This is a genomic window from Streptomyces similanensis, from assembly GCF_039543625.1.
In the GTDB taxonomy this organism is placed as follows: domain Bacteria; phylum Actinomycetota; class Actinomycetes; order Streptomycetales; family Streptomycetaceae; genus Streptomyces; species Streptomyces similanensis.
Genome location: NZ_BAABKC010000002.1, coordinates 106,207 through 122,092, shown reverse-complemented (window position 1 = coordinate 122,092; position 15,886 = coordinate 106,207). Strand labels below are relative to the sequence as shown.

General features: G+C 70.3%; 11 protein-coding genes and 2 pseudogenes. 10 read left to right on the top strand and 3 right to left on the bottom strand.

Annotated features, from left to right (window positions below):
* The first annotated feature begins 100 nt into the window (after positions 1 to 100).
* Positions 101 to 1,126, top strand: coding sequence for a zinc-binding alcohol dehydrogenase family protein (locus ABEB07_RS01000; RefSeq protein ID WP_345666590.1), 1,026 nt, complete (start codon positions 101 to 103; stop codon positions 1,124 to 1,126).
* A 167-nt stretch (positions 1,127 to 1,293) separates the two neighbouring features.
* Here the strand turns inward: ABEB07_RS01000 and argG are convergent, their stop codons facing one another.
* Positions 1,294 to 2,739 (bottom strand): argininosuccinate synthase, encoded by a 1,446-nt coding sequence (argG, locus tag ABEB07_RS00995; RefSeq protein WP_176147198.1) that lies wholly within the window; start codon positions 2,737 to 2,739, stop codon positions 1,294 to 1,296.
* Positions 2,740 to 2,871: 132 nt separating this feature from the next.
* Between argG and ABEB07_RS00990 the strand changes: the two are divergent.
* Positions 2,872 to 3,051: pseudogene (locus ABEB07_RS00990) on the top strand (IS110 family transposase); the annotation flags it as partial.
* A gap of 58 nt (positions 3,052 to 3,109) precedes the next feature.
* Here the strand turns inward: ABEB07_RS00990 and ABEB07_RS00985 are convergent.
* Positions 3,110 to 3,415 (bottom strand): annotated as a pseudogene (locus ABEB07_RS00985) (hypothetical protein); the annotation flags it as partial.
* 1,105 nt (positions 3,416 to 4,520) lie between these two features.
* On the opposite strand from ABEB07_RS00985, the gene ABEB07_RS00980 reads away from it, so the two are divergent.
* The 3 genes from ABEB07_RS00980 to ABEB07_RS00970 all read left to right on the top strand — a co-directional run bounded on the left by ABEB07_RS00980 (position 4,521) and on the right by ABEB07_RS00970 (position 7,947).
* Positions 4,521 to 5,351 carry a hypothetical protein gene (locus ABEB07_RS00980; protein ID WP_345666588.1) on the top strand — a complete coding sequence of 277 codons (831 nt, stop codon included), beginning with the start codon at positions 4,521 to 4,523 and terminating at the stop codon, positions 5,349 to 5,351.
* Between the two features lie 429 nt (positions 5,352 to 5,780).
* Complete coding sequence (locus ABEB07_RS00975) at positions 5,781 to 6,350, top strand: TetR/AcrR family transcriptional regulator (protein ID WP_345666587.1); 570 nt, start codon at positions 5,781 to 5,783, stop codon at positions 6,348 to 6,350.
* A gap of 124 nt (positions 6,351 to 6,474) precedes the next feature.
* Positions 6,475 to 7,947, top strand: coding sequence for a DHA2 family efflux MFS transporter permease subunit (locus ABEB07_RS00970; RefSeq protein ID WP_176147202.1), 1,473 nt, complete (start codon positions 6,475 to 6,477; stop codon positions 7,945 to 7,947).
* Between the two features lie 168 nt (positions 7,948 to 8,115).
* On the opposite strand, the gene ABEB07_RS00965 is transcribed toward ABEB07_RS00970, so the two are convergent.
* Complete coding sequence (locus tag ABEB07_RS00965) at positions 8,116 to 9,033, bottom strand: SDR family oxidoreductase (protein WP_345666586.1); 918 nt, start codon at positions 9,031 to 9,033, stop codon at positions 8,116 to 8,118.
* 256 nt (positions 9,034 to 9,289) lie between these two features.
* Between ABEB07_RS00965 and ABEB07_RS00960 the strand changes: the two genes are divergently transcribed.
* From ABEB07_RS00960 to ABEB07_RS00940, 5 genes are all read left to right on the top strand, one after another.
* On the top strand, positions 9,290 to 10,207 hold the full coding sequence (locus ABEB07_RS00960; protein ID WP_345666585.1) for a LysR family transcriptional regulator: 918 nt from the start codon (positions 9,290 to 9,292) through the stop codon (positions 10,205 to 10,207).
* A gap of 318 nt (positions 10,208 to 10,525) precedes the next feature.
* Positions 10,526 to 12,175, top strand: coding sequence for an FG-GAP repeat domain-containing protein (locus ABEB07_RS00955; protein WP_345666584.1), 1,650 nt, complete (start codon positions 10,526 to 10,528; stop codon positions 12,173 to 12,175).
* 190 nt (positions 12,176 to 12,365) lie between these two features.
* The gene (locus tag ABEB07_RS00950) at positions 12,366 to 13,817 is read left to right on the top strand and encodes a WGR domain-containing protein (protein ID WP_345666583.1); all 1,452 of its coding nucleotides are present in this window, start codon (positions 12,366 to 12,368) and stop codon (positions 13,815 to 13,817) included.
* 252 nt (positions 13,818 to 14,069) lie between these two features.
* A complete protein-coding gene (gene nadE, locus ABEB07_RS00945) occupies positions 14,070 to 14,900 on the top strand; it encodes an ammonia-dependent NAD(+) synthetase (protein ID WP_164587641.1) in 831 nt (276 codons plus the stop codon).
* Positions 14,901 to 14,993: 93 nt separating this feature from the next.
* Positions 14,994 to 15,842: a hypothetical protein gene (locus tag ABEB07_RS00940; protein ID WP_176147207.1), complete on the top strand. Its 849-nt coding sequence runs from the start codon at positions 14,994 to 14,996 to the stop codon at positions 15,840 to 15,842.
* Positions 15,843 to 15,886: the final 44 nt, after the last annotated feature.

Below are 15,886 nucleotides of genomic sequence, written 5' to 3'. Positions count from 1 at the left end.
CCCCACCGCCGGTCTTCGCCCCCCACCGTATCGACCAGCTGAACACGCCACCCGAAAACCCGGCGGATGAACGCTCGCCGGGAATGGGCACCCGTCCCGCATGAGCAACAGCACCATGCGCGCCGTCGGCTACCGCAAGAGTCTGCCGATCGGCGACGAGGACAGTCTGATCGACCTGGAGCTCCCCCTTCCGGAGCCGGGCCCCCACGACCTGCTGGTGGAAGTGGCGGCCATCGCCGTCAACCCCGTCGACTACAAGATCCGGCAGAGCAACGATCCCGGCGGGGAGCCGAAGGTGCTCGGCTGGGACGCGGCGGGCACGGTCGTCACGGTCGGCGAGAAGGTGGAAGGGTTCACGGCCGGCGACGAGGTGTACTACGCCGGCGCCCTCAACCGGCCCGGAGCGAACTCGGAGTACCACGTCGTCGACGAGCGTCTCGTCGCGCACAAGCCGACCACGCTCTCCTTCACCGAGGCCGCCGCTCTCCCGCTGACCTCGCTCACCGCCTGGGAGGGGCTGTTCGAGCGGCTGGGTCTGGAGAACGGCGGACTGAACCAGGACGGCGCGCTGCTGATCACCGCGGCGGCCGGCGGCGTCGGGTCCATCGTGGCCCAACTGGCCCGCGCCCTGACCAGCCTGACCGTCATCGGGACCGCTTCCCGCCCGGAGACCGTCGAGTTCGCCACCCGGATGGGCGTGCAGCATGTCATCGACCACCACAAGCCACTGGTCCCCCAGCTCGCCGAGGTGGCGCCGGACCGCCTGACCCATGTGTTCGGCACCGCCCACACCGACCGCAACCTGGCCGACTACGCCGAGGCGATGCGGCCCTTCGGCCGGATCGTCGCCATCGACGACTTCGAGTCCCTGCCGATCGGGGTGCTGAAGCCCAAGAGCATCTCGTTCCACTGGGAGTTCATGTTCACCCGCTCCCTCTTCCGGACTCCGGACCAGGCCCGGCAGCAGCACATCCTGGAACAGGTCGCCCGCCTGGTGGACGCGGGCGTTCTCACCACCACCGCCACCAGGGATCTGGGCCCGGCCAACGCCGCGGCCCTCCGGGAGGCGCACCGCATCCTGGAGTCCGGCTCGGCCATCGGCAAGATCACTCTCACCGGCTTCTGACCAACATCCTGCCCCTCCCCCGCCCCTCCCCCACCGACGGAGCACAGGGCCAGGAAAGACATGAGGCCGGTGCGACACCCGGAAACAAGGGTGTCGCACCGGCCTCTCATCGAGCCGACGTCTCCTGGGGGCGGCTGTTAGGGCTGTCTTCCCCACCGCCGGACCGCTCAGTCGGTGCCGAACTCCATGGCGGCGCGGTCCAGCATCTCGTCCTCGCCCGAGACCTCACCGCGGGAGGCGATGGCCTCGGCGCCGCCCTCCGGCATGGTGCCGATCAGACCGGTCGCGGCCGCCTGCGCCGCGCCGATGGCGGGATTGGCGGTCCCGATCAGACCGATGGCGGCGTACTGCTCCAGCTTGGCGCGCGAGTCGGCGATGTCGAGGTTGCGCATGGTGAGCTGGCCGATCCGGTCCACCGGGCCGAAGGCCGAGTCCTCGGTGCGCTCCATGGACAGCTTGTCCGGGTGGTAGCTGAAGGCCGGGCCCGTGGTGTCGAGGATCGAGTAGTCCTCGCCGCGCCGCAGCCGCAGCGTCACCTCACCCGTGACGGCCGCGCCGACCCAGCGCTGCAACGACTCGCGGACCATGAGGGCCTGCGGGTCGAGCCAGCGGCCCTCGTACATGAGGCGACCCAGACGCCGGCCCTCGTTGTGGTACTGGGCGAGGGTGTCCTCGTTGTGGATCGCGTTGACGAGGCGCTCGTAGGCCGCGTGCAGCAGGGCCATGCCGGGGGCCTCGTAGATGCCCCGGCTCTTGGCCTCGATGATCCGGTTCTCGATCTGGTCGGACATGCCCATGCCGTGGCGGCCGCCGATGGCGTTCGCCTCGATCACCAGGTCGACGGGGGACGCGAACTCCTTGCCGTTGATCGTCACCGGGCGGCCCTGCTCGAAGCCGATGGTCACGTCCTCGGTGGCGATCTCCACCTCGGGGTCCCAGAACCGCACTCCCATGATCGGCTCAACGGTCTCGACACCGGTGTCCAGGTGCTCCAGGGTCTTGGCCTCGTGGGTAGCGCCCCAGATGTTGGCGTCGGTGGAGTACGCCTTCTCCGTGCTGTCGCGGTACGGGAGGTCGTGGGCGACCAGCCACTCCGACATCTCCTTGCGGCCGCCCAGCTCGGTCACGAAGTCCGCGTCCAGCCACGGCTTGTAGATCCGCAGCTGCGGGTTGGCGAGGAGGCCGTAGCGGTAGAACCGCTCGATGTCGTTGCCCTTGAACGTCGACCCGTCGCCCCAGATCTGGACGTCGTCCTCGAGCATCGCCCGGACCAGGAGGGTGCCGGTGACGGCGCGACCGAGCGGGGTGGTGTTGAAGTACGCCCGCCCGCCCGAGCGGATGTGGAACGCCCCGCAGGTGAGCGCGGCCAGACCTTCCTCGACGAGCGCCGCGCGGCAGTCGACCAGGCGCGCGACCTCCGCACCGTAGGTCTTCGCGCGTCCGGGCACCGACGCGATGTCGGGCTCGTCGTACTGGCCGATGTCGGCGGTGTAGGTGCAAGGGATGGCGCCCTTGTCACGCATCCAAGCGACCGCGACCGAGGTGTCGAGGCCGCCCGAGAAGGCGATGCCGACGCGCTCGCCGGCGGGGAGGGAGGTGAGAACCTTGGACATAGGAAGATTATGCAGAATCTCGCATGGTCATGCAAAGAGGGGGGTCAGAGGGTGCGTCGGGACGCCTCCCGCCCTCCCCCACCTCCCCTCGGCTATTACGGCGTAATAATCGACGGCGACCACGAGACAGGGACCGAGCTCAAGCTCCGCGCGCTCTGCGCGAGATTCCAGGCCAAGCACAGGACGGTGTCGGTCGTGGTCGATCAGCCGGCCTTGATCAGCACCCTGCCGCTGGTGGTCACGCGGGACACGGGCTGCCCGGTCGCCTACCTGCCGGGGCTGACGGTGCGGCGGATCGCCGAGTATGAACCGAGGCCGTCGGCCGCAGTCACCTGACCTGTGAGTCTGCGAGGAGGACTACTCGATCGGCTTCGACGTCGAAGTCGACTTCATCAGCAGCATGGAAGCGGAAGATCGCCAATACATCGGCGGTCGGCCAGACCCGCAGGTCCGGGCACTCGGCATCCGCTGGGCGGGACAGCACGACCTCCGCCCGGGGCGCTGGAAGCACCGTCCCTCCCTCGGAGTACTGGCACTTCCAGCCCTTCTCCGCGACAAGGTCGGGGACCGTCTGCCAGTCCTCGATCGAGGCATCCGGGACACGCACGTCCGGCAGCGATCCCATCAAGTCCGGATCGAAGAAGCACTTCACGTCATCCCACAGCAGATCAGCCACCCCGCCATGCTCCCGGCTCACCGACTCGACACACCCCCGTTCCCTTGACCAAAGAACATAGGGGCACCCCCCACAGGGACCACAGGGACCAACAACTCCAACTAACGCGCGGAGGCGGAGCCAGGCCCTCCGCCTTCCTATTACGGCGTAATAAACCGAGCCTCAGGGAGGGGTCTCCCCGCGGGGGCTTCGGTCCCTGTGCCGCCGGTCCCTGGCGGCTTGCGCAGGCCGGCGGCGGGCGGCGGGCGGTGTGGGCCATACGCGCGGATCACTGCCCCTACACGGCTCAACGATCCGGCGGGGCTGAGTCCCTGGTCCCTGCACGGGGAAAAGCTGCATCGCAGGGACCAACAGGGCCAGGGACCCAGCGCAGGGGCGGAACAGGGTCTGCGGGTTTTTGGTCCCTGAGCCTTGGTCCCTGGTATTTATGCAGGTCAGAGGCTTGCGAGACCTCCAGAAGGGACCAGAGGGACCAAACTCGCTAATTATGACGTGCTCAACTACTTGTTTGTATGCGCGCGTGCGTATGAACACACAAACAAGATTCAGCTCATAATTGGCGAGTTTGGTCCCTACAGTCCCTCAGTCCCTGGGTAAAAACCCTCTGACCTGCGGAAACGTAGGAGGGACCGAGCCCGGACCGAGCCCCGGCCGGGCCCTGTCTTTTGGTCCCTGGTCTCTGATAGTCCCTACAGGGACCGACCGTGTCGTCGCCGCTGCCGCAGGCCGGCCGTTTTTCCGCTGGGAATCCTTGGTCCCTGGTCCCTGCTTCTCCGCCCTTGGGACCATGAGCTTGGGTCCCTGTGCCTTCAGCCCCTTGTGGTCGGTCCCTGCCCTCTGGCTCCTTTCCCGATTCCGTCCCTCGACGCCCCGAACCAAGAACCGAGTCACTTGGGTCCCTTCGGTCCCGGTCCCGTAGGCGTGGCCTGACTGCTGCCGAAGCAGGCTGCTTTGACGGTGCGTCGGGGAAGCTGGGCTATTACGCCGTAATAGCCCAGCCCCCCTGAAAGACCGAGGCCAGCCCCCCCCAGCCGGCCTTGACGTGCTCTCAGCAGAAGCAGTTTCACAGTATGTGAATCTCACGCTGTCGGGCAGACTCCTCTGTATGGCGAAACGCAGGCAGACAGTGACCAGACCCACAAAGCCGCTGGTCAAGCCGCCTATCCGAGTCGGTTCCCTGGACGCCGGCGCAGTGGTCGCCGAGCTGAGGCAGGTGCACGAGGCCGCCGGAGACCCGGACGTCGAACGCATGCCGAGCGACGAGGAGATCTACGGAGCACTCCTCTACACCGAGAAGCATGCCTCCGCACTTCGGCGTTGTGCTGCTGAGGTACAGCAGTCCGCTGCCCTGAAACGCGTTCAACTGTGGGAGTACCTGAGGGAGCAAGTGGATGTACATCAGCTCCGTGCCCTGACCGATGCCCGCGGCGCGGGTGCTCCGTGGGTGCGACTCGCCCCCGCGCTGGCCGTGGCGGCCCCCAGCGCGGCGTACAACAAGGCGAAGCGTTTGCAGGCCGTCACTTTGGTTGATGGCACAGCCGAGGCGCGCCCGGTCCGCCGGACCCCTGAGGCGGTGCTCGAAGCGGAGCGCCGCCAGGCGCTGGAGGCAGAAGCCGAGCGGCGCCGGCAAGAAGCCGCCGAGCGCTCTCACCGGTTGCTGCTCCCTGTCGCGCGCCGACTTGTCGAGCAGCGTGAGGCGCTGGTCCTGGACGAGGATGCCGAGTACTGGTTGGACGAGATCTCAGCCGTGCTTCCCGACTGTGTCACCCCTACCCAGATGCTCAGCCTCAGCCGTTATCTCGCAGCGGCTGTTCGGTCCCTGCGGAAGCAGGAACAACGCACCGCCGTTCCTGTCGCCTCGACGCAGGAAGCCCACGCGGCGTATCTGGCAGCGGCCGCCCTCCAGGCCGAGCCAGGTGCTTCGTCCGGCGCCTGACCCGCCGGGTTATTACGGCGTAATAGAGAAGTGCCGCTGCTGCGGGGCCGTAGCCGTCTCCACGCGCCCGGACCGCGAGGGTCCCTCACGATCGCGCCGCCCGTCAGGCCGCGCCGGAGTCGCGCCGATTATTACGCCGTAATAGCCAACAGGGACCGCGAGGGCTCCGACACCGAGTCCCCGGTCGGCCAGGAGGGGCGGACGGGCACCGCTCAGTCCCTCCGAACTATTACGCCGTAATAGCTTTACGGACTGGGCTGTAGTGCGGAGACCGCAGATCAGCGCCCTCTGCGGTTGCGTCTGCCGAGCCTGGCGACACCCCAAACCGGCGGTTTGGGCACCTTTCGATTCTGAGGCCCTTCAGACCCTTCGGCCCCTGCTCCCAAGAGGGTCTTGAGCCTCGTAGTAATTGAGTGCTAACTTACTAGCATGGTCAGGATGAGCGCGCAGGAACGGCGCGAGAGCGTGATCCGTGCGGCGACGTACGAGTTCGCCCGTGGCGGCTACTACGGCACCTCCACCGAGGCGATCGCCCGGCGGGTCGGGGTCTCGCAGCCGTATCTGTTCCGACTCTTCCCGGGCAAGAAGGCGATCTTCCTCGCGGCGGTCGACCGCTGTACGCAGGACGTGATCCGCATCTTCGAGAAGGCCGCGGAGGGACTGGAGGCTGAGGAAGCCCTGCGCTCCATGGCCAACGCGTACAGCCAGGTGATCGTCGAGCGGCCGGAACTTCTCACTCTCCAGTTGCAGACGTACGTCGCGGTGGCCGCCGCCGAGGCCGACGGAGACCACGACTTCGGCGAGACCGTCCGCGCCGGCTGGATGCGGTTGTGGGAGGCGGTACACCTTCCGCTCGGCGCGGACGCGGCCGACACGATGACCTTCCTGGCGCACGGCATGCTCATCAACGCGCTGGTGGCGATGGGCTTTCCGCCCGAGCACCGGGTGTGGGAGGGGCTGTACCCGTCCGCTCACATCACTGGCCGACTGGAGAAGTAGAAAAGCGTCGAGAGTCGAGAGGGGGGCGGCGTCCTTGGGGAGGGGCGTCTCGGGCAGTTCTCTGCCCGGATGAGTTAGTCATTCATCACTAACCAAAGACATCACACGCAACACTGGGGGAGAGATGGCACAAGAGAACACACCACGTCGTGGAGCCATGGCCTGGGCCCTGGTCATCACCAGCATCGCCGGGTTCATGGCGGCCCTGGACAACCTCGTCGTCACCACCGCCCTGCCGTCCATCCGCAAGGATCTCGGGGGAGCCCTGGACGACCTGGAATGGACCGTCAGCGCCTACACGCTCACCTTCGCCGTCCTGCTGATGTTCGGCGCCGCCCTCGGCGACCGTTTCGGCCGGCGGCGGCTCTTCATCGCCGGGCTCGCCGTCTTCACCGGCGCTTCCGCCGCCGCGGCCATGGCGCCCGGCATCGACTCCCTGATCGCCGCCCGTGCGGTGCAGGGGGTCGGCGCGGCCGTGATGATGCCGCTGACCCTGACTCTCCTCACCGCCGCGGTGCCGCCCGCCAAACGAGGAACGGCGTACGGCATATGGGGCGCGGTCAACGGTCTGGCCGTCGCCTCCGGTCCGCTGATCGGCGGCAGTCTCACCGAACACGTCTCCTGGCACTGGATCTTCTGGCTCAACGTTCCGCTCGGTCTCGCCGTCATGCCGCTCGCCCGGCTGCGGCTGTCCGAGTCCCACGGCACCGGCGCGCCTCTCGACATCCCCGGCACCCTTCTCGCCAGCGGCGGCCTCTTCGGCATCGTCTACGGCCTGGTGCGCGGCCCCTCCGACGGCTGGACCAGCGCCCTGGTGCTGACCGGCCTGTGCGCGGGCGCCGCACTCCTGGCCGGCTTCGTCCTGCACGGCGTCCGTGCGAAGAACCCGATGCTGCCGATGCGGCTGTTCCGCTCCCGCGCCTTCGCCGGGATCAACGCCGCGAGCTTGCTGATGTTCCTGGGCATGTTCGGCTCGATCTTCCTGCTGAGCCAGTACATGCAGGGCGTGCTCGGTTACTCGCCCACCCAGGCCGGCCTGCGGATGCTGCCCTGGACCGGCATGCCGATGCTCGTCGCCCCGGTGGCCGGCATCCTCTCCGACCGCATCGGCGGCCGCCCGGTCGTCGCCACCGGACTTTTCCTCCAGGCGGCCGGCCTCGGCTATCTGGCCTACGTGGTCACCACCGACGTCTCCTACACCGCCCAGCTGCCCGGTCTGATCATCAGCGGGGTGGGCATGGCGCTGTACTTCGCCCCGGCCGCCAACCTGGTCATGTCCAGCGTCCGCCCGCAGCAACAGGGCATCGCCTCCGGCGCCAACAACGCCCTGCGTGAGGTGGGCGGGGCGCTCGGCATCGCGGTGATGTCCTCGATCTTCTCCGCACAGGGTGGCTACGAGAGCGCGCGGAGCTTCGTCGACGGGCTGCGTCCCGCGCTGGTGGTCGGCGCCGCGATGGTGGCCCTCGCCGCAGTCGCCGCGCTGCTGATCCCGCGTCGCCGCGCCGCCGGCCAGGATCCGGCTCCGGTGATGCCCCCGTCGCCCGTGGCCGGACCGGAGAACGCCGACCACGTCCCCGTAGAACCGACGCTCACCTGACCTGACGTACCCGACCGGCGGCCCGTCCGCCGGCGGGCCGCCCAGGGAGCGGCAACAGTCGAGGCCACGGTCCGGCACCCCATTCGGGTGCCGGACCGTGGCCTCATGGTTCGTCGTCCGCGGACCGGACCGTCATACGGTCACGTCCCCCCGGCCGCCGAGCGGTCTTCAGGACGCGTTGTCCTCCGTGTCGAAGTAGTGACCGGCCTCGATGTCCGCGATCAGTCCCGGCCGCTCCGGCCGCCAGGCCAGCAGTTCTTGGGTCCGGCTGCTTGACGTCGGGTTGTCCAGGGAGGCCATGGTGCCCAGGAAGCCGAAATGGGCGTCGGCCTCCTCGCGGGTGATGCCGGCCGTCGGAACCCCGATGTGACGGCCGATGGTCTCCGCGATGTCCCGGAAGGGCACCCCCTCGTCGGCGGTGCCGTGCAGCCGGGTCCCGGCCGGGGCCTTCTCCAGCGCCAGCCGGAACAGCCGCGCCGCGTCCAGCGTGTGCACGGCGGGCCAGCGGTTGGCGCCGTCCGCGATGTAGGCGGACACGCCCTTCTCCCGGGCGGTCTCGATCAGACGCGGCACGAAGCCGTGCAGGTCGAGCGAGCTGTGCACGGACGGCGGCAGCCGTACGACGGACGAGCGCACCCCGCTCTCGGACAGCGCGATCGCGGTGTTCTCCGCCTCGATGCGGGGGACCGGCGGTGCGGCCACGTCCGCCTCCGTGCCGAGCTGACCCGGCGGCAGCACGAACGCCAGCATCAGCGTGCCCGAGGTGACGACGAAGGGCTTGCCGGAGCCCTCCAGCGCGGCTCCGATCGTCTGGACGGCGCGCAGGTCGGCGGTCACCGCACCCTGGTAGTCCGAGAAGTCGTGCTTGAAGGCCAGGTGGATGACGCCGTCGGCCGTCGCGGCGGCCTCGTGCAGCGTGTCGAGGTCGTCGAGGGAGCCGCGGTGCGCCTCGGCTCCGGCGGCCTTCAGTGCGGCGGCGGAGCGGTCCGAACGGGCCAGTCCGACGACCTGGTGCCCGGCGTCGAGGAGCTCGGAGACGACGGCGGAGCCGATGTGGCCTGTCGCGCCGGTGACGAATACACGCATGGTGCGGTCCTTTGGAAAGGTGGAAAGCTGGAGAGGGGGGAGTGAGGGAGGAACGTGAGGTGGGGGGGAGGCGCGGAGGATCGGGGAGAGGTGATCCTCTGGCCTTGGGCCCGTCTCCATCGTCCGGAACAATCCCGCGTCGCGTCCAAGGCTTGTTGTGCATTCCGCAATACGCTTCAGGCATCAACGCTGCTCAGGCGGGCTGGCGTGGCAGCAAGCCCGCCGTCGGCCTCATGCCCCGCAGTACGCTTCGAGCATGTCCGACCAGGCCGCCGCGCCCTCTGTTCCCGCTCCGGACCTCGATCTGCGGCTGGTGCGGTACTTCACCGTCGTCGCCGACCAGCGGCACTTCGGCCGCGCCGCCGAGGCCCTGCACATCACCCAGCCGTCGCTGAGCCGGCAGATCCGCCGTCTGGAGCAATTGCTGGGCGCGCGGCTGCTGGACCGTACCCCGCAGGGCGCCCGCCTCACCGAGGCGGGGGAGGTGTTCCTGCCCCGTGCCAAGGCGCTGCTGCGGTCCGCGGCCCAGGCCGCGAGTCTCACCCGGGCCGCCGCGCGCCCCGACCGGATCACCATCGGCTACACGGCGGGCCTCATCGTCACCCCGGCGGTGCGCCGGCTGCGCGACCGGCACCCGGACGCCGACGTGCGGACCCTGCACCTGCGCTACGACGACGCGCGCGCGGCGCTGCTCGACCACCGGGTGGACGCGGTGGTGACCCGGCTTCCGCTGGCCGCCGACCGGCTGAGCGTGACGGTCCTGTACGACGAGCCCAGGGCCCTGGTGGTGCCGCTCGACCACCGGCTGGCCGGCAAGGAGTCCGTCACCCTGGACGACATCGCCGACGAACCGCTGCCCCGCATCAGACGGTCCGATCCGGCCTGGAGCGCCTTCTGGCGGATCGACCCGCGGCCGGACGGCCGCCCGGCACCGGACGGACCGTTGGTCGACGCGGTCGAGGACAAGTTCGAGGTGATCGCCGCGGGGGAGGCGGTGGCCATCACGGCGGGTGTCCGCGGCCACGGATTCCGCCCCGATCTCACCACCGTGCCGCTCGAAGGCGTCGAGCCCAGCCATGTCGCCCTCGCCACCCGGGCCGAGGGCAACGGCCAGCTCGTCGCGGACTTCCGCAAGCTGGCCCGGACCCACCTCGCGGCTCCCGTCCCCGCGTAGTCCACACCGGCCCTACAGCTACTGGCCGTACAGCTCCCGGCCGTACAGCTCCCGGTCTCGCCCAACCCGGACCTGACGGACGCCGCCCGGCTCGCACAGGGCCGGGCGGCGTCTCGCTCGCGCCGCTTCACCAGCCCCACGTGTCCGACCGGTCATAGACATGCCATACAATCCGCGATCACCGGCTTTGACGGATCTTCAGAAGTCGGCCGGAACTTCTACACATTCAGTGGGGGGCTTTTGTCCATTTCAAGCCTGTACGGCAGAGCACGTCGTTCCCGGCTGCTTGGCTGCACCGCCCTCGCGGTGGCGGCAGGCATGTTCCTCAGCACGCCCGCCCTCGCGGCCGACCGGCCGTCCGGGAACGTGAGCGTGCCGACTCCCAAGGCCACGGCGGTACCCAAGCTCGACCGCCCGGCACCGCAGCAGAAGGCGCTGCGGGCGCGTCCCGCCATCAAGGCTCCCGGCTCCGGTCCCCAGTTCGACGTGGACGGCGACGGGATCGACGAGACCCTCGTCCGCCTCATGGACGGGACGACCCACGTCTGGCTGAGCGGCGACCCGAACCACACGTTCTCGGCCTACACGATCGGCAGCGCCGACTCGTCGGTCCGGCAGAAGGACATCCTCACCCCCGGAAACCTCGACGGTACCGGCGGTCCCGAGGTCCTGACCCTGTCCACCACGGGCACCCTGTCGCTATACCACAGCGAGGGCGCCGGCGGCACGGGATACGCCGTCTGGAACGGCAGCGGCTGGCAGATCTACAACAAGGTCTTCGCCCCCGGCGACGTGACCGGCGACGGCAAGCCGGACCTGCTGGCGCGCACCTACGCCGGTGACCTGTACCTGTACCAGGGCACGGGCAGCGACAGCAGCCCGTTCCGCTCCCGGGTCAAGGTCGGCGGCGGCTGGGGCATCTACGACCAGCTCGTCGGCGTCGGCGACATGAACAAGGACGGGATCGGCGACATCGTCGCCCGGAGGACCGACGGTCAGCTGTTCTACTACGCGGGCAAGGGCAGCACCACCGCCCCGCTCGCTGCCGCGGTGAACATCGGCGGCGGCTGGAACGCGTACAACCAGATCGCCGCCGCCTACGACTGGGACGGCGACGGCCTGGACGACATCGTCGCCCGCACCCCCTCCGGTGACCTGTACTTCTACCTGGCCGACGGCACCGGGAAGTTCCGGCCGCGGCAGAAGGTCGGCCCCGGCTTCAACGGCGTCGACCTCCTGGTCGGCAGCGGAGCCAACCCGCGGTTCGGCAAGACGTCGCTGATCGGCATGGACACCAAGGGCACGCTGTTCTGGTACGGCGCCCTGAACAACGGCGCGTTCTCGCCGCGCGAGCAGGTCAGCAACACGGGCGGCTGGCTGGGCACCAAGATCGCCTACGCCTCCTCGCTCGACCAGGACGGCTACGCCGACCTGCTGGAGCTGTACGACGGCGTCCTGTACAACAACAACTCCATCGCCAGCGGTTGGGGCAAGGTCAACCTGTTCATCGGTCCGGGTGACCTGAACGACGACGGCAAGGGCGACCTCCTGGCCCGGGACAGCTCCGGCGTCCTGTACCTGGAGCGCGGCAACGGCTCCGGCACCGGTGTCTCCGCGGTCAAGATCGGCTCCGGCTGGAACGCGTACGACAAGATCGTCGGTGGGGGCGACTTCACCGGCGACGGCCGTGCCGACATCGTCGCGCGTACTCCCTCGGGCACGCTCTACCTGTACCGCGGCACCGGCTCGGCCACCGCGCCGTTCGCCTCGCGGGTCACGATCGGCAACGGCTGGCAGACGTACAACAAGCTGGCCTCGCCGGGTGACCTCGACGGCGACAACCGCGCCGACCTGGTCGCGGTCAACTCCAAGGGCGAGGCGTTCCGCTACTCGTCCGGCGGCACCGGGCAGTTCAAGCCCCCGGTGAAGCTGGGCAGCGGCTGGAACACCTACCGCGACCTGTACTGACGTCACCGTCCGTACTCCTCGCGGCCGTCCACGGCGACGGCGTCGAACACAAGGGGGCCTGCCCCGGCACTTCGGTGCCGGGGCGGGCCCCTCGCCCGTTCCCGGCGATTGTCAGTGGTCGCCTCTACGGTGTGAGCAGTGGGATCCGCCGGAACGACCGGGGGAGCCGCGCCCTGGGGAGGGGTCTGCCATGTCTGCGGGGAACACGGTCTCGACGACGTATCTGGAGCTGTCGCAGGACGACGGCGGCGCGCACAAGTTCTACGAAGTCGCCGTCGACGGAGTGATGGTGACGGTCCGTTACGGACGGATCGGCGCCTCCGGTCAGACCCAGACCACGACGTTCCCCTCGGCGGACAAGGCGCGGGCCGCCGCCGCGAAGAAGGTGGGGGAGAAGGTCCGCAAGGGGTACGCCCCGGCGGTCCCTGGGCAGCGCGCTCCAAGAGCGGTGACCCGCCGCCAGGTGACCTCCGCGCCTTCCACCGCGCGCGCCGTGGCGCCCGTGCTGTGGCGGTTCGCCACCGGCTCCGCCGCGTTCGGCATCCACGTCGACGACGAGCACTGCTGGGTCGGCAACCAGGCGGGCGACGTCTACACCCTGGACCACGAGGGCGGCGTCCGCGCCCGCTTCAGCCTGCCGGACGGGGTGAAGTGCCTGGTCGCGGACGACTTCTGGATCTACGCCGGCTGCGACGACGGCAAGGTCTACGACCTGTCCTCCAAGCTGCCGTTCGCGGCCTACGACATCGCGGCGGACGTCGACATCTTCTGGCTGGACATCCACGAGGGCGTGCTCGACGTCTCGGACCGCGACGGACGGATCACCGTCATCGACCACGAGGACGAACACCAGTGGGCCCGCCGCAGCCAGGGCGAGCACGCCTGGATGGTCCGCGCCGACGACCGGGCCGTCTACCACGGCCACCAGCGCGGTGTGACCGCCTACGCCCCCGACGGCGGCCGCGAGCTGTGGCACACCTCCACCCGCGGCGGCGTCCTGTTCGGCTGGCAGGAGGACGACACCCTGTACGCGGGCACGGCGCACCGCGTGGTCCAGCGGCTGTCCAAGACGTCCGGCGCGATCGAGGCCACGTACGCCTGCGACAGCGCGGTCTACTCGTGCGCCACCTCGCCCGGCGGGCGGTTCGTCTTCGCCGGTGACGCGGCCTCGTCCGTGTACTGCTTCGACCAGGACGGCACCCGGCTGTGGAAGCTGGCCACGGGCGGCGGCTCCGCGCTGTCGATGCAGTACCACGACGAGCGGCTGTACCTGGTGACCACCGACGGCTCGCTGGTGTGCGTGGACGCGAGCGAGGCCGCGGTCGCCGCCGCCCAGCAGGGCACGGTGCCGGTGGCCCGGGACGTCAAGCTCGCCGCCGCCCTGCCCGCCTACGCGCCGGCCACCACCGTCGCCGCGGTGGACGTCGTGGCGCAGGCGCCCGCGGGGACGATCGTGGTCGAGTGCGTGCAGTACGGCGGCCGGGTGCGCGTCCATGTGCTGTCCGAGGGCTACGACCGCTCCTGGAACGTGCAGTTCCCGCGTGCGATACGCGAGCCCGGCGCCCGTTACGTCGTCGACGCCCTGCATCCGGCGGCGGGCGGTTTCTACCGGGTCCGCGGCGACATCCGCCGCCTGCTGTGACCGGCGGGTGCCGGACGGCGGTCGTCGTGCCTGGTGGGCGGGGTGGCATCATGCTCGGCGAGCGACCGCAGCCGGGAGGCCGTGAGGAGCGGTCCGTGGCCGTGGACGGCCGCCGGGGTCCGTGGCCAGGTGTCTGCGACCATGGGCAGGCGCCCGCGGCCGTGGGCAGGGTGTCCGCGGCCGTGGGCCGGCGCCCGCCTCCGGCCCGGCGGCGCGTTCCGATCCGTCCCAGCACCCGACCGAGGAGCAACCGTGACCGACGTGGCGTCCATGTCCCTGCAACAGGAGATCGCCCGCGACCTCCAGGTGAGCGCGTCCTTCGACGCGGAGCGGGAGATCGAGCGCCGGGTGGCCTTCCTCGCCGACCGGCTGATCTCCACCGGCCTGCGTTCGCTGGTCCTGGGCATCAGCGGCGGGGTGGACTCCACGACCGCCGGGCGGCTGTGCCAGCTCGCCGTCGAGCGGGTGCGGGACACCGGACGCGAGGCGACGTTCTTCGCGATGCGGCTGCCGTACGGCGTCCAGGCCGACGAGAAGGACGCGCAGCGCGCGCTGGACTTCATCCGGGCCGACCGTGTCCTGACCGTCGACGTGCGGCCCGCGAGTGACGCCGCCCTGGAAGCGGCGCTGGCCGGCGACACGGTCTTCCGGGACGCGCGCCACCAGGACTTCGTGCACGGCAACATCAAGGCCCGGCAGCGGATGATCGCCCAGTACGCGGTGGCGGGCGCGCACGAGGGCCTGGTCGTCGGCACCGATCACGCGGCGGAGGCGGTCTCCGGGTTCTTCACCAAGTTCGGCGACGGAGCGGCCGACGTGGTGCCGCTCACCGGTCTGACCAAGCGGCGGGTGCGGGCCGTGGCCCAGGCCCTGGGCGCGCCGGCGGAACTGGTGGGCAAGATCCCTACCGCCGATCTGGAGACGCTGGACCCGGGCAAGCCCGACGAGGACGCGCTCGGTGTGACGTACGACGACATCGACGACTTCCTGGAGGGCAAGCCGGTCGCCGAGGCCGCCTTCGAGGCCATCGTCCGCCGCTACCGGCTCACCGAGCACAAGCGGCAGCTGCCGATCGCTCCGTGAGCAGCGCCGAGTGAGTACGTAGGAGGCGTCTGAGGGCGCGATTGAGTACGACGACTCAGTCGGGGGAGCGGGCGGGCTGGGAGGCTCTCCGGCATGACGACCACCCCGCCGCCCGGTCTCCCGTCCGAACCCGCCTCCCCCGCGCCCCGGCCCGGCTTCGGGCCGCAGACGCCGACCCAGCCCGGCTTCGCGCCGCAGGTGCCTGTAGCGGTGCCGGCGCCGGTGCCGTCCGGCTTCGCGTCGCCGGAGCCTGCTCAGCCCGGCTTCGCGCCGCCCTCGGTGCCGGTCCAGCCCGGTTTCGGGCCGCCGCCCGTGATGCTCGGGCGCCCCGTGCCCGCCGCGCGCCGCGCTCGTCGTGTGCTGTGGGCCGGAGTGGCCGCCGTGCTGGTGCCGGTCCTCGTCGGGGGTGCCGTGTGGTGGGCGCACCGGGGGCCGGACGATCCGCTCGCGGGCCGGCCCCGGGTGACCGACGCCGAGGCCGGCCTCTCCTACGCCGTCCCGGAGGGCTGGCGGCACGACGCGACCCGGGACGCGGACCTGATCGACGCCTTCTCCTCCCAGATGACCAGGACGGCGGACCCGGCCGACCGGGGCAGTTCCTTCATGGCCGGCCCGGCCGGGCAGCCGGTGGCCCCCGCCGACCTGAAGCGGGCCACGGAGACCGCAGCGCGGTCCAACGCCGAGTTCTTCTTCCCGGACCGGACCGCCACCCTCGAGGACTCCCGGTCCGCGACGGTCGGCGGCCGTCCCGCCCACACCGCCGTCCTGGAGATCGCGACCGGCGACGGCGCCACCGCGCATCTGGAGATGACCGTCGTCACGGTCGACGCCGCCCACACCGGCTTCCTGCTCGGCGTCACGACCGGCACCCCGCAGGACTCGGCGCTGCGCGAACTGGACGAGATCACCGCAAGCGCCGACACCGTCACCGCCGCGGACTGAGGCCCGCGGCCGCGCACGCCGCCGTACGATCCGGCGCGGGTCAG